Genomic DNA, 13,495 nt, shown 5'->3' with positions numbered 1-13,495 from the left:
CGGCTTTTTTGACCATTCGGACCAGTTGATTCAGGTCACTCGTTGTAGATAAAACAAAATATTGCCACTAAAAAGGCTTGTTTTCTATTTTTATGCGAATAATCTTGTAATTCCAACAACAAAACGACGGCGGCGCTGTTCCATGACTCTTCGAATCGCAATCAATGGTTTTGGCCGCATCGGCCGTAATGTCCTACGCGCACTGTATACCCAAGGCTATCGTCAGGATTTGCAGATCGTCGCCATCAACGATCTGGGCGACAGCTCAATCAACGCGCATCTGCTCAAATACGACACCGTTCATGGCACGTTCGACGCCGAAGTGGCGCATGACAACGAGAGCCTGACCGTCAACGGCGACCGCATTGCGGTCAGCGCCATTCGCAACCCGGCCGAACTGCCGTGGGCTGCGGAAAAGATTGATGTGGTATTCGAATGCACCGGTCTGTTCACCGACCGTGCCAAAGCCGCTGCGCATATTACTGCCGGCGCACGCAAAGTGATTATCTCGGCCCCGGCCAAAGGCGCCGATGCCACCGTCGTTTATGGTGTGAACCACGACATTCTGCGCCAGTCGCACCAGATCATCTCCAACGCCTCGTGCACCACCAACTGCCTGGCGCCGGTGGCGCAGGTGCTGCACCGTGAGCTGGGGATCGAAAGCGGTCTGATGACCACGATTCATGCCTACACCAACGACCAGAACCTGACCGATGTCTACCACACCGACCCGTACCGCGCGCGTTCGGCCACACAGAACATGATCCCGAGCAAGACCGGCGCCGCTGAAGCGGTGGGCCTGGTGCTGCCGGAACTGGCGGGCAAACTGACCGGCATGGCCGTGCGGGTGCCGGTGATCAATGTGTCGCTGGTGGACCTGACCGTACAACTGAAAAAAGAAGCCAGCGCCGAAGAAGTCAACGCGCTGATGAAAGCCGCGAGCCAGCACTCGAAGATTCTCGGTTTCAACACCCTGCCGCTGGTGTCCAGCGACTTCAACCACAACCCGCTGTCGTCGATCTTCGACGCCAACCACACCAAATCCAGCGGCAAATTGCTGAAGGTACTGGCCTGGTACGACAACGAGTGGGGTTTCTCGAATCGCATGCTGGATAACTGCCTGGCGCTGTGTAACGCCGAGTAATCCCCCGCTTTTCTGTAGGAGTGAGCCTGCTCGCGATTGCGATCTGTCAGTCACAAATGTTGTGGCTGATCGACCGCTATCGCGAGCAGGCTCACTCCTACATGTCTTGTGCTGTATTCAAAATCAAAGCTTGACCATACGGGCAGATGATAAGCATTATCATTCGCTCAAAATGGATCAGGTCCTCCCGTGAGTCAATCGCGCTTCAACCACGTCTTCCTCACCCAGCGCACTTCACTGCTGCGTACGCTGGAACGGATGGTCAACAACCACAGCACCGCTGAAGACCTGTTGCAGGAAACCTACCTGCGCGTGACGCGGGCGCTGAGCGAGCGGGCCATCGATCATCTCGAACCCTTTGTCTTCCAGACTGCGCGCAACCTGGCACGGGATCATCTGCGTGCGCGCAAGATTCATTCGCGGACCATGGTCGATGACGTGCCGCAGGACGTCGTGCACAGCATCGCCGCCCCAGCCAGCAGCGCCGAAGACGCCGCCCACGCCGAACAATTGCTGGAGCGCTTGAACGTGAGCCTCAGTGAACTCAGCCCGCGTCAGCAGCAGATATTCATCCTCAGCCGTCTGCACGGGCACAGCTATCAGGAAATCGCCGACGAACTGAATGTGTCGCTCAGCACGGTGCAGAAAGAACTCAAGCTGATCATGTCGATTTGCATCGGTGTCGCCGAACGTTTGAATGGCGACTGATGCTGTAGGGCTTTTCTGTAAGTGTGAGGATCGACTGCACTGATCATCGGGCTTTGTTACCCTTGCCCGACTTTTACGCTTCACTTGAAAAAACAGCCGTGCACAGACACTGCCGAGGAAACACCGTGACGGACACCCACCGCTCGCCTTCGCCGGCATCGGCGCAGGACGCTGCAAACGCAATGGACCAGGCACTCGACTGGCTCATCGTGCTCGGCAGCCCGGACGAGGAGCAGACCCGGCAATTCCATGCCTGGCTGGCGGCTGATCCGTTGAATGCCGAGGCCTTCGCCAAGGCGCAGGCGATCTGGGACGGTCCGCAAATCGCCCAGTGTGCGCAGACGCTGGCGACGGCACCTGCGAAAGTCACCGTGCTCAAACGTCTGCGGCCACACTGGAAACCGCTGGCCACCGCCGCCGTGCTGATCCTCGGTCTGTTCAGTTTCAGCAACCTGCCGATGCGCATTCAGGCCGATCACCTGACCGTGGTCGGCGAGCGGCAGCGCCTGCAACTGGAGGACGGTTCGAAAGTCCTGCTCAATACCAATTCGGCCTTCTCCAGCACCATCAACGAGCAACAACGCGTCGCACGGTTGTATCAGGGCGAAGCGTTTTTCGAGGTTGCGGCCAATCGCAATCAGCCGCTGGAAATCGATGCCGGCCCGGTCAGGGCCAGCGTGCGCGACACCGCGTTCGCCGTGCGTTATCTGGACGGCGTGGCGCAGGTCAACGTGCAACGCGGCGATGTCGATTTGCGCGCCACCCATAACGATGCGCGGGTGCGCTTGAGTGCCGGCGAAAGCATCCGCATCGGCCCGAACGGCTTCGACCGCCCGGCCAAACTCGACGCGAACACTGACCTTGCCTGGGTGCAGGGCCGACTGGTGTTCGAAAACTGCCCGTTGAATCAAGTCCTGGCCGAACTGCGCCGCTACTACCCGGGCTGGATCATCAACACCAACGAGCAGTTGGCGGATGTCGCCGTAACCGGCAATTACCGCCTCGATCAACCGCTCGACGTGGTGCGCTCCCTCGCCCACATCACCTCGGCGCGCCTGCAGGAATTCCCCGCGCTGGTGATCTTGAACTAAATGAGAATTATTTTTACTCGATAGCCGATTGCCGTTCGTCTCGTTATAGCCAATGCAATTGATTCGCATCCTCGGACGCGGATCTGCACCTATAAAGATTCGTGCGACACGGAGCGCTATCGATGTCCTCACGCCTTACCCGCCAGACTTCTTCCCCATCCCGCGTATTGTCGCTGCTGACCGCTGCCATTCTGATGGCCGGTACCGCACCGCTGATGGCTGCCACCGAGCAACCGGCACGCAACATGGGCGATTACTCGTTCTCGATTGGCCAGCAACCGCTGGTGTCGGCCCTCAATGCCTTCACCGCCGTGACGGGCTGGCAGGTCGGTTTGCCGGCGGAGCTGGGTCAGGGCGTATCGTCGCCGGGCGTGCGTGGTTCGCTGCCACCGGAAAAAGCCCTCGAGCGCCTGTTGGTGGGGACCAACCTGAGCTTCCGCAAGCTGAGCAACAACAACGTCGTGCTGGAGAAACGCAGCACCAGCGGCGCCCTCAATCTCGATCAGGTGACCATCAGCGCCACTCGCCAGGAACAGTCGGTGAACAGCGTGCCGAGCACCGTCACCGTGCACACCCGCGACGAACTGGACCGCAACAACGTCAACACCATCAAGGATCTGGTGCGCTATGAGCCGGGCGTTTCCGTCGGCGGCGCCGGCACACGCGGCGGCATCAGCGGCTACAACATTCGCGGCATCGACGGCGACCGCATCCTCACGCAGGTGGACGGCGTCGAAATACCGGACGGTTTCTTCAACGGTCCCTACGCCAAGACCCAGCGCAATTACGTCGATCCGGAAATCGTCAAACGCGTGGAGATTCTCCGTGGCCCGGCCTCGGTGCTGTACGGCAGCAACGCCATCGGTGGCGCTGTCAGCTATTACACCCTCGATGCCGACGACATCATCAAACCCGGCAAAGACGTCGGCGCTCGCCTGAAAACCGGTTACAGCCCGGCCGATGACAGCTGGCTGAAGTCCGCCACCGTGGCCGGTCGTGCCGAGCAGTTCGACGGCTTGCTGCACTACAGCCAGCGCGACGGTCACGAAACCGACTCCTACGGCAGCAACAACGGCACCGGCCTGGAACGCACCGCCGCCAACCCGGAAGACGTCAGGGCGACCAACGTACTGGCCAAGATCGGCTGGAACTACAACGAAGATTCGCGCCTGGGCCTGACCTACGAAAAGTACAAGGATGATCGCGACACCGATCAGAAAAGCGCCTACGGCGGCCCGTTCTTCAACGGCGCGCCGACCATGCCGAACAGTGTGCTGCCGGGGGGCATGTACCAGTGGCGCACCGGTAACGACACCATCACCCGTGAGCGTTTCGGCATTGAGCACCGCTTCGCCCTCGACAGCCTGCTGGTCGACAACGTGAAGTGGAGCCTCAACCACCAGATCGCCAAGACCGACCAGAGCACTGAAGAGTATTACTACCCGATGACCCGTAAAGTGCTGCGCACCCGCGACACGATTTACGAGGAAAAACAGTGGGTGTTCGATGCGCAACTGGACAAGGCGTTTGCCATCGGCGACACCGATCACGTGCTGACCTACGGCACCACCATCAAGCAACAGAAAGTCACCGGCTCGCGCAGCGGCGACGGCACGTGCCTGGCCGTCGGTCGTGGCTGCACCGCGGTTGGCGCGACCAGTGCGGCAGACGTGTTGAAAAAGGCCACCGACTTCCCGGACCCGACCATCAACACCTACAGCGTCTTCGCTCAGGATCAGATCAGCTGGAACGACTGGACCTTCCTGCCGGGCCTGCGCTACGACTACACCCAGCTCAAGCCGCACATCACTCAGGAGTTCCTCAACACCGTGGCGGCGGATGGCCAGGGCACGGTCAGCGACAAGAACAAGACCTGGCATAAAGTCTCGCCGAAATTCGGTCTGACCTACGCCCTGACAGAGAACTACACCTGGTACGGTCAGTACGCCGAAGGCTTCCGCACGCCGACCGCGAAAGCGCTGTACGGCCGCTTCGAAAACAGCACCACCGGTTACAGCGTGACGCCGAACCCGGACCTGGATCCGGAAAAGAGCAAAAGCTATGAAACCGGCCTGCGCGGCAACTTCGAGCAAGGCTCGTTCGACGTGGCGGTGTTCTATAACAAGTACCGCGATTTCATCAACGAAGACGCCGTGACCCCGGGCCGCAACGAGCTGACCTTCCAGTCGGCCAACATCAAGCACGCCACCATCAAGGGTGCGGAAGTCAAAGGCCGTTTGAATCTGGATGCGTTTGGCGCCCCACAAGGCCTCTATACCCAAGGCTCGATCGCCTACGCCTACGGTCGCAACAACGACAACGGCGAGCCACTCAACAGCGTCAACCCGCTGACTGGCGTGTTCGGCCTGGGTTACGACCAGGACAACTACGGCGGCCTGCTGAGCTGGACCGTGGTGAAGAAAAAGGATCGCGTCGACGACAGCAACTTCAAGTCGCCGGACGGCGTCAGCAGTCAGTTCAAGACGCCAGGCTTCGGCATTCTTGATCTGGCCGGGTTCTACAAAGTCACCGACGACGTCACCGTCAGCGGCGGCATTTACAACCTGACCGACAAGAAATACTGGCTGTGGGATGACGTGCGCGGTTACGACAGCGTCGGCGAAGCGTCGGTCACGCAACCGGCCAACCTCGATCGTCTGACCCAACCGGGCCGCAACTTCGCGATCAATCTGATCTGGGACATCTGATCCCGTCGACCTCACTGCGCGTGTTCAATCACCGCGCAGTGAGGTTTTTTTACGCTCACGCGTCTTCTTGTTCGTCTCGTTATCAAGCGCCTCTTTTATCAAGGACACCTCATGACCACTTCGGAAAAAGCCCTGCGTTCACAACGCCTGAACCAGATCACCCACGAGCCGCACAGCAAGCTCGACGCTCTGGTCAAAGCTCACGCGCCGTTCGAGACCCGCGCCAACTTCGCCCGCTTCGTCGTGGCGCAATACCTGTTCCAGTCGGAACTGGTCGACCTGTACAACAATGCCGAACTGACGACGATCGTCCCTGACCTGCCGGCGCGCTGCCGCGCTGAAGCGGCCAAGGCTGATCTGGCGGATCTGCACACCGAAGTCCCGGCGCCGGTGGCCGGTGCGGTGAAGAACCCGGGTAAGGCCCGGGCATTGGGCTGGATCTTCGTCTCCGAAGGTTCGAAGCTGGGTGCGGCGTTCCTGATCAAACGCGCCGTGGCGCTGGAGCTGAGCGAAACCTTTGGCGCCCGTCATTTGGGTGAGCCGGAAGGTGGCCGCGCCGAAGGCTGGAAGCGTTTCGTCAAAACCCTCGATGCGCTGGAGTTCAGTGCCGAGGAAGAAGCCGAAGTGGAGCAAGGCGCGATTGACGCGTTCAACCGCTTCACTGTGCTGCTGGAACAGGCGTACGCCACCGAAGCCGAACCTGCCTGAAGCACCACACGTCCTACTGTAGGAGTGAGCCTGCTCGCGATGGCGTCCTGTCATTCAACATGATGTCGACTGATACACCGCTATCGCGAGCAGGCTCACTCCTACAGGGGAACTGCGTAAGTCTGTAAGATCCCCATCCCGCTTCAGAAGCTACCCGCTGAGCCCATGCCGCAACCCGCCTCCTCAAAACTCGCCCGCCTGCTGTTCGGCCTGCTCGCGTACGTCAGCCTCGGCATTGGCCTGATCGCCATCGTCGTGCCCGGCCTGCCGACCACCGAGTTCATCCTTCTCGCCGCCTGGGCCGCGACCCGCAGTTCGCCGCGCCTGAGTGCCTGGCTGGAAAACCATCGTTTGTTCGGTCCGATTCTGAGTAACTGGCGAAACGGCAAGATCATCGCGCGCAAGGCCAAGGTCAGCGCCACGGTAAGCATGTTGCTGTGCGCAACGCTGATGCTGGTGATGCTCGATCACGGCTGGCCGGTGTATCTGGCAATTGTCGGGATGAGCATGGGTAACCTGTGGATCTGGTCGCGACCGGAAAGCATTCCCCTCTGAACCCCTCGGCTTGAGGGGCTTTTGTGGTGAGGGGATTTATCCCCGATGGGCTGCGCAGCAGCCCCAAAACCTGAAAATCAGTTTTATCTGGCACTGTGCAATTGTCTGATTTGTGGCTGCTTTGCAGCCAATCGGGGATAAATCCCCTCACCACAGAAGCCTTCCCCATATTCAGCTATGCCGTGTTCATCCCAATGAAACTTCCCTGTAATTAATCGCCTTTTCAGCACTTTCCCCTGCGCAAACGTTTAGCGATGACCGTTCGTCGGCATCGCGCTCATGCGCCCTCGCCTCACGCCGATGAGCATTGCATGGCGCTGAATGGATTTGGCGAACCGGGTAACTCCAAACCCCGTGGCCACCGGTTTATTCATTCACGAGATCGCCCCATGTTCGACTCTCTTTCCATTCGCCTGAAAATCGTTCTGCTCTCCGGTCTGTGTCTGCTCGGCGTGGTTGCGCTGATCGTCGGCATGAACATTTACCAGACCAACCAGAACGACGAACTGGTCAGCAACTCCAGCAGCCAGATGCTCACCACCAGTGTGGAAAATCTGTTGCAGGCCAAAGCTGCCGAACAAGCGGTGCGGGTGCAGAAAACCTTCGGCGAAAGCCTGACGGTGATCACCGCGCTGGCTGACCAGATCAAGGACATGCGCGTGATGGCGGCCAAGCGTTCGCTGGAGGCCGGCGCCTTGCGCGAAGAGTTGAACCTGAGCCTGAAAACCGCCTTCGAGCGCAACGACAAAGTGCTCGGCATCTGGCTCGCCTTCGAACCCAATGGTCTCGACGGCAAGGACAGCGAATTCGTCAACGATGCCGCGCGCCAGTCCAACGAAGCCGGGCGTTTCGCCACGTACTGGAGCCGTGCCGCTGGCTCGGCGCTGAACACGATCATGGTCGAAGAAGACATGACCAAGACCACCCTCAGCCTCAGCGGTACGCCGTACAACAGTTGGTACACCTGCCCTCGCGACAATAAGCGCACCTGCCTGCTCGATCCGTATGCCGACACCGTCGGCACCAAGGAAATGCTCATGACGACCATTTCCGTGCCTCTGATCGTCGACGGCAAAGCCATCGGCGTGGTCGGTGTCGACATTGCCCTCGATGCCCTGCAAGCGGCGGCGGTGGACTCGCAGCGCAACCTGTTCAACAACGCCGGGCACATGCTCATCGTTTCCGGCAGCGGGGTGCTGGCTGCCGACAGTTCCGACGCCGCCAAAGTCGGCAAGAAAATCAGCGACACCCTCGCGGCCGATGGCAAGGATGTGCTGCAACTGCTCAGCACCGGCACGCCAAAGATTCTGGAGCAAGGCGATCTGATCCGGGCGGTGTATCCGGTCGATCCGATTGGCAACTCGCGCGCGTGGGGCGTGGTCATCGATCTGCCGAAACAAGTGCTGCTGGCTGATTCGGTCAAGCTGCAAGCGGTGCTCGATGATGCTCAGGAAACCGGCGTGATCACTGCATTGGCCGTGGCTGTGGTGGCCGGTCTGATTGGCTTGCTGCTGATCTGGCTGACCGCTTCCGGCGTCACCCGGCCGATCAACAGCGTCGCCGAGATGCTGAAGAACATCGCCAGCGGTGAAGGCGATCTGACCCAACGTTTGAACTACGGCAAGCAGGATGAACTGGGTGAACTAGTGAACTGGTTCAACCGCTTCCTCGACAAGCTGCAACCGACCATTGCGCAGATCAAACAGAGCATCAGCGAGGCGCGTGGCACCGCCGACCAGTCTTCGGAAATTGCCCGCCAAACCAGTGAAGGCATGCAAGTGCAGTTCCGCGAGATCGATCAGGTCGCCACCGCGTCCAACGAAATGAGCGCCACCGCTCACGACGTCGCCAACAGCGCCTCGAACGCTGCCAACGCAGCGAAAGGCGCCGACCAATCGGCCAAGGACGGTATGTCGATCATCGAGCGCAGCACCCGCGACATCAATCAACTGGCCGAAGAAGTCAGCAAAGCGGTGACCGAAGTCGAAGCGCTGGCGGTCAACAGCGAGCAGATCGGTTCGGTGCTGGAGGTGATCCGCAGCATCGCCGAACAGACCAACCTGCTGGCGCTCAACGCGGCCATCGAAGCGGCGCGTGCCGGTGAGAGCGGTCGCGGTTTCGCCGTGGTCGCCGACGAAGTACGTAACCTGGCCAAGCGCACGCAGGATTCGGTGGAGGAAATCCGCGTGGTCATCGAGCGGATTCAGACCGGTACCCGTGGCGTGGTCGCGACCATGCATTCGAGCCAGACCCAGGCCCACAACAACGCCGGGCAGATCCGTCAGGCCGTGGACGCGCTGGGCAAGATCAGCGACGCGGTCACCGTGATCAGCGACATGAACCTGCAAATCGCCAGCGCCGCCGAGCAACAAAGCGCGGTGGCCGAAGAGGTCAATCGCAACGTTTCGGCGATTCGTACCGTGACTGAAACCTTGACTGAACAGGCGACTGAATCGGCAGCGATCAGCAGCCAGCTCAATGCATTGGCCAGTCAGCAGATGAAGCTGATGGACCAGTTCCGCGTGTAATCACCACACATTTCCCCTGTAGGAGTGAGCCTGCTCGCGATAGCGGTGAGTCAGTAAACAGATGCATCAACTGATACGACGCAATCGCGAGCAGGCTCACTCCTACAATTGAATTTCATCTGGCCCAGGATTTTTTTGCACTATCATCGCCCTCTCGTTCCGGAGGGCCTTCGATGACTGATCTGCTCACGTCCATTCAAGCCGCACTCGGCTTGCCGCATACGCCGATTCCGTTCACCGCCAGCGGCGCCCTGCCCTCGGCGTTTGCCGTCACCGATCTGGCCTGCGCCAGCATCGCTGCTGCCGGGCAAGCCATCAGCGAACTCTTGAATCAGCACACCGGTCGCCTGCCCGAAGTTGAAGTCGATCGACGCCTGGCTTCGTTCTGGTTCGCCAGCTCGATCCGCCCGACTGGCTGGCAAGTGCCGCCACTGTGGGATCCGGTCGCAGGTGACTACGCGACTCAGGACGGCTGGATCCGTCTGCACACCAACGCCCCGCATCACCGCGCCGCCGCCGAAAGCGTACTCGGCGCCTGTGCCGACCGCGCGGCGATGGCAGCCAAAGTAGCGCAATGGGCCAGCACGGATCTCGAGCAAGCGGTGGTCGAGGCCAAGGGCTGTGCCGCCGAGATGCGCAGTTGGGCGCAGTGGCAACAACATCCGCAGGGAATGGCGGTGAATGCCGAGCCACTGGTGCAATTCACGCATGAGCAGGACGAAAACTTCAAAACCTGGCAAGGCTCGGTGACGCAACCAATGGCGGGAATCAAGGTACTCGATCTGACCCGCGTACTCGCCGGCCCGACCGCCAGCCGCTTTCTTGCCGGCCTCGGCGCCAATGTGCTGCGCATCGATCCGCCGACCTGGAACGAGCCGGGTGTGGTCCCGGAAGTCACCCTCGGCAAACGTTGTGCGCGGCTGGATCTGCACGATCCGACCGATCGCAGCGTGTTCGAACAACTACTGAAAGACGCTGACATTCTGCTCCACGGCTATCGCGCCGATGCCCTCGAGCAGCTCGGTTTCGGCGCCGAGCGCCGCCGGCAACTGGCGCCGGGGCTGATTGACGTCTGCCTCAACGCCTATGGCTGGAGCGGCCCGTGGCAGAACCGCCGCGGCTTCGACAGCCTGGTGCAGATGAGCAGCGGCATCGCCGACGCCGGACAGCGCTGGAAGCAGGCGGACCAACCGACGCCGCTGCCGGTGCAGGCGCTGGATCATGCAACCGGGTATCTGATGGCGGCGAGTGCGATCACGTTGCTGACCGAGCGTTTGCGCAGTGGAAGCGGCGGTTCGGCACGGCTGTCGCTGGCGCGTACCGCGAAGCTGTTGATTGAGCATGGGCCGGGGACTGATGAGGCGTTGCGGGCCGAGGATGATCGGGATCAGGGTTTGCAGGTCGAGCAGACCCCGTGGGGGCCGGCGCACCGGTTGCAAGCACCGCTGACGATCAGCGGGACGCCGGTGCAGTGGGCGTTGCCGGCCACAGAGTTGGGTTCACACCGACCACAGTGGTGAAGCTGAAATTGCTATCGCGAGCAGGCTCACTCCTACAGTTGAACGCATTTCTTCTGATGGAACGCGGTGAATGTAGGAGTGAGCCTGCTCGCGAAGAGACCAGTTCGGCCAACACAAAACTCGGATCAGTCAGCCCGGCTCAAGGACGTCCACAACAGCTGAGCGGCATACCCTCGATACGGCCGCCAGCCCTCTGCCCGCAAAGATAATTCCCGCGCAGTCGGCCGCTGCCCTTCCAGCACTTCCAGCGCCCGCAACAACCCGACATCCCCCGTCGGAAACCCATCCATATCACGCAACTGCCGCAGCGCAATGTACTGCGCCGTCCAATCACCAATTCCGTGCAGCGCCAACAACCGCGCCACCCCGCCCTCGCGATTCGGCGCAAACAATGACGGATCATCGAGCAACGCCTGCGCCACGCCCGACAGCGTTCGCCCACGACTTTTCGGCATACCCAATGCGGCCAGATCCGCCGCCGCCAAAATATCTGCCTGAGGAAAAACATGGGTCAAACCCGGAATCGTTGAACGCAACGGCACGCCATATTGCGCAACCAGTTTGCCCGCCAAGCAAATCGCGGCGACCACGGTAATCTGCTGCCCAAGCACCGCGCGAAACGCCAGTTCCAGACCGTCCCACGCACCGGGAACCCGCATCCCCGGACGCTCGGCGAGCAATCGCGCCAGCAACGGATCTCGCGCCAGATGCCGCTGCATCAACGACAGATCCGCATCCAGATCAAACATCCGCCGCAGCCGCGCAACGATCTCCGGCAGCGACGCTGGATCCGGAAAATCCAGCGCCACCTCCAGCGCATCAGCGGTGCCTTGGCCAACCGAAACCGTACCGTGAACGCCGTTCAAGCCGATGCTGCGCGAATAAACGCCATCGACCACCGTCTCCATCCCGACCACCGCCCGCGCCGCGAGAAATCCCGACATCGCCGCCCAGTCATACGGCGGCTGATACTCAAGTGACAACCTCACAACGACAACACCCCGCTGTACAAACCATACGCCGCCAGACCGGCGCCAATGATCACGCAGGTAAAAATGCCTTTCTCGACCGTGGTGAACAGCGGCTCGCCCTGCTCATGTTTGGCCTTGGCAAACAGAATCACTCCCGGCGCGTACAGCAGCGCCGACAACAGCAAATACTTGACCCCGCCGGCATACAACAACCACACCGCATAACACAGGGCGATGCCGCCGATCAGCAGATCCTTGGTGCGTTCGGCCGAGGCGTGCTCGTAGGTTTCACCGCGTCCGCTCAACAGCACTGCGTATGCCGCCGACCACAGGTACGGCACCAGAATCATCGAAGAGGCCAGATAAATCAGGCTGGTGTATGTACCGGCCGAGAACAGCGTGATCAGCAGGAAAACCTGGATCATCACATTGGTCAGCCACAGCGCATTGATCGGCACATGGTTGGCGTTTTCCTTTTTCAGGAACGCCGGCATGGTCTTGTCCTTCGCCGTGGCGAAGAGGATTTCCGCGCAGAGCAACGCCCACGACAACAATGCGCCGAGCAAGGAAATGGCCAGGCCGATACTGATCAGCAACGCGCCCCATGGCCCGACGATATGCTCCAGCACCGCCGCCAGCGACGGGTTCTGCAGGGTGGCCAGTTCCGGCTGGCTCATGATCCCCAGCGACAGCACGTTGACCAGCACCAGCAGCGCCAGCACACCGATAAAACCGATTACCGTGGCGCGGCCGACGTCGCTGCGTTTCTCCGCCCGCGCCGAGTACACGCTGGCGCCTTCGATGCCGATGAACACAAACACGGTGACCAGCATCATGTTGCGCACCTGATCCATCACCCCGCCGAAACTCGGGTTGCTGTGACCCCAGATGTCGCGAGTGAAGATGTCAGCCTTGAACGCCACGGCGGCGATGACGATGAACATGATCAACGGCACGATCTTCGCCACCGTGGTCACTTGATTGATGAATGCTGCCTCCTTGATCCCGCGCATCACCAGAAAATGCACGGCCCACAGCAGCACCGAAGCGCAACCGATGGCGATCGGCGTATTGCCTTGGCCGAACACCGGAAAAAAATAACCGAGGGTGCTGAACAACAGAACGAAATAGCCGACGTTGCCCAGCCACGCGCTGATCCAGTAACCCCACGCAGACGAAAAGCCCATGTAGTCGCCGAACCCGGCTTTGGCGTAGGCGTAGACACCTGAGTCCAGCTCCGGCTTGCGGTTGGCCAAGGTTTGAAAAACGAACGCCAGCGTCAACATGCCGATCGCGGTAATGCCCCAACCGATCAGAATCGCCCCGGCATCGGCCCGTGCCGCCATGTTCTGCGGCAACGAGAAAATCCCCCCGCCAATCATCGACCCCACCACCAGGGCGATCAACGCACCAAGGCGCAGCTTTTGCGTCGTTTGCGACATTCCAGTCTCCCTTTTCCAAACAACTGGTTATTCAGAACCTGTTTACCTGTGGCGAGGGGATTCATCCCGATGGGTGGCGAAGCCGCCCTCGTACCGCGTGCTTGCTGGATTTGGGTACCA

At 60.5% G+C, this 13,495-nt stretch carries 10 protein-coding genes; 8 read left to right on the top strand and 2 right to left on the bottom strand.

The genetic code is table 11. The features are described 5' to 3' along the window. Positions 1-142 precede the first annotated feature (142 nt). The 8 genes from gap (at position 143) to JFT86_RS13685 (ending at position 10,962) form a co-directional block, all read left to right on the top strand. A complete protein-coding gene (gap, locus tag JFT86_RS13720; RefSeq protein ID WP_201237080.1) occupies positions 143-1,144 on the top strand; it encodes a type I glyceraldehyde-3-phosphate dehydrogenase in 1,002 nt (333 codons plus the stop codon). Positions 1,145-1,333: 189 nt separating this feature from the next. Continuing rightward, the gene (locus JFT86_RS13715) at positions 1,334-1,852 is read left to right on the top strand and encodes a sigma-70 family RNA polymerase sigma factor (RefSeq protein ID WP_201237079.1); all 519 of its coding nucleotides are present in this window, start codon (positions 1,334-1,336) and stop codon (positions 1,850-1,852) included. Between the two features lie 125 nt (positions 1,853-1,977). Next, the gene (locus JFT86_RS13710; RefSeq protein WP_201237078.1) at positions 1,978-2,943 is read left to right on the top strand and encodes a FecR domain-containing protein; all 966 of its coding nucleotides are present in this window, start codon (positions 1,978-1,980) and stop codon (positions 2,941-2,943) included. A 122-nt stretch (positions 2,944-3,065) separates the two neighbouring features. After that, positions 3,066-5,651 carry a TonB-dependent receptor gene (locus JFT86_RS13705; RefSeq protein ID WP_201237077.1) on the top strand — a complete coding sequence of 862 codons (2,586 nt, stop codon included), beginning with the start codon at positions 3,066-3,068 and terminating at the stop codon, positions 5,649-5,651. A 111-nt stretch (positions 5,652-5,762) separates the two neighbouring features. Then, a complete protein-coding gene (locus JFT86_RS13700; RefSeq protein ID WP_201237076.1) occupies positions 5,763-6,359 on the top strand; it encodes a biliverdin-producing heme oxygenase in 597 nt (198 codons plus the stop codon). Between the two features lie 165 nt (positions 6,360-6,524). Continuing rightward, entirely contained in the window at positions 6,525-6,914 is a 390-nt protein-coding gene (locus JFT86_RS13695) for a YbaN family protein (RefSeq protein WP_201237075.1), read from the top strand. A 389-nt stretch (positions 6,915-7,303) separates the two neighbouring features. Continuing rightward, positions 7,304-9,442, top strand: coding sequence for a methyl-accepting chemotaxis protein (locus JFT86_RS13690; protein ID WP_201237074.1), 2,139 nt, complete (start codon positions 7,304-7,306; stop codon positions 9,440-9,442). Between the two features lie 173 nt (positions 9,443-9,615). After that, positions 9,616-10,962 (top strand): CoA transferase, encoded by a 1,347-nt coding sequence (locus tag JFT86_RS13685; protein WP_201237073.1) that lies wholly within the window; start codon positions 9,616-9,618, stop codon positions 10,960-10,962. Positions 10,963-11,087: 125 nt separating this feature from the next. On the opposite strand, the gene JFT86_RS13680 is transcribed toward JFT86_RS13685, so the two are convergent. Then, positions 11,088-11,951, bottom strand: coding sequence for a DNA-3-methyladenine glycosylase 2 family protein (locus tag JFT86_RS13680; RefSeq protein WP_201237072.1), 864 nt, complete (start codon positions 11,949-11,951; stop codon positions 11,088-11,090). Beyond that, positions 11,948-13,375 (bottom strand): arginine-ornithine antiporter, encoded by a 1,428-nt coding sequence (gene arcD / locus JFT86_RS13675; RefSeq protein ID WP_201237071.1) that lies wholly within the window; start codon positions 13,373-13,375, stop codon positions 11,948-11,950. The genes JFT86_RS13680 and arcD overlap by 4 nt, the downstream gene beginning before the upstream one ends. Positions 13,376-13,495: the final 120 nt, after the last annotated feature.

The organism is Pseudomonas sp. TH06 (assembly GCF_016651305.1).
GTDB lineage: Bacteria > Pseudomonadota > Gammaproteobacteria > Pseudomonadales > Pseudomonadaceae > Aquipseudomonas.
Note: the sequence above shows the minus strand (reverse complement) of the source record. Positions and strands in the feature narration are given on the sequence as shown.

What these genes read in the sequence shown, in the direction of transcription:
- gap (WP_201237080.1), top strand. Translation starts at nt 143, where the DNA reads ATGACTCTTCGAATCGCAATCAATGGTTTTGGCCGCATCGGCCGTAAT.
- JFT86_RS13705 (WP_201237077.1), top strand. Translation starts at nt 3,066, where the DNA reads ATGTCCTCACGCCTTACCCGCCAGACTTCTTCCCCATCCCGCGTATTG.
- JFT86_RS13700 (WP_201237076.1), top strand. Translation starts at nt 5,763, where the DNA reads ATGACCACTTCGGAAAAAGCCCTGCGTTCACAACGCCTGAACCAGATC.
- JFT86_RS13695 (WP_201237075.1), top strand. Translation starts at nt 6,525, where the DNA reads ATGCCGCAACCCGCCTCCTCAAAACTCGCCCGCCTGCTGTTCGGCCTG.
- JFT86_RS13690 (WP_201237074.1), top strand. Translation starts at nt 7,304, where the DNA reads ATGTTCGACTCTCTTTCCATTCGCCTGAAAATCGTTCTGCTCTCCGGT.
- JFT86_RS13685 (WP_201237073.1), top strand. Translation starts at nt 9,616, where the DNA reads ATGACTGATCTGCTCACGTCCATTCAAGCCGCACTCGGCTTGCCGCAT.
- arcD (WP_201237071.1), bottom strand. Translation starts at nt 13,375, where the DNA reads ATGTCGCAAACGACGCAAAAGCTGCGCCTTGGTGCGTTGATCGCCCTG.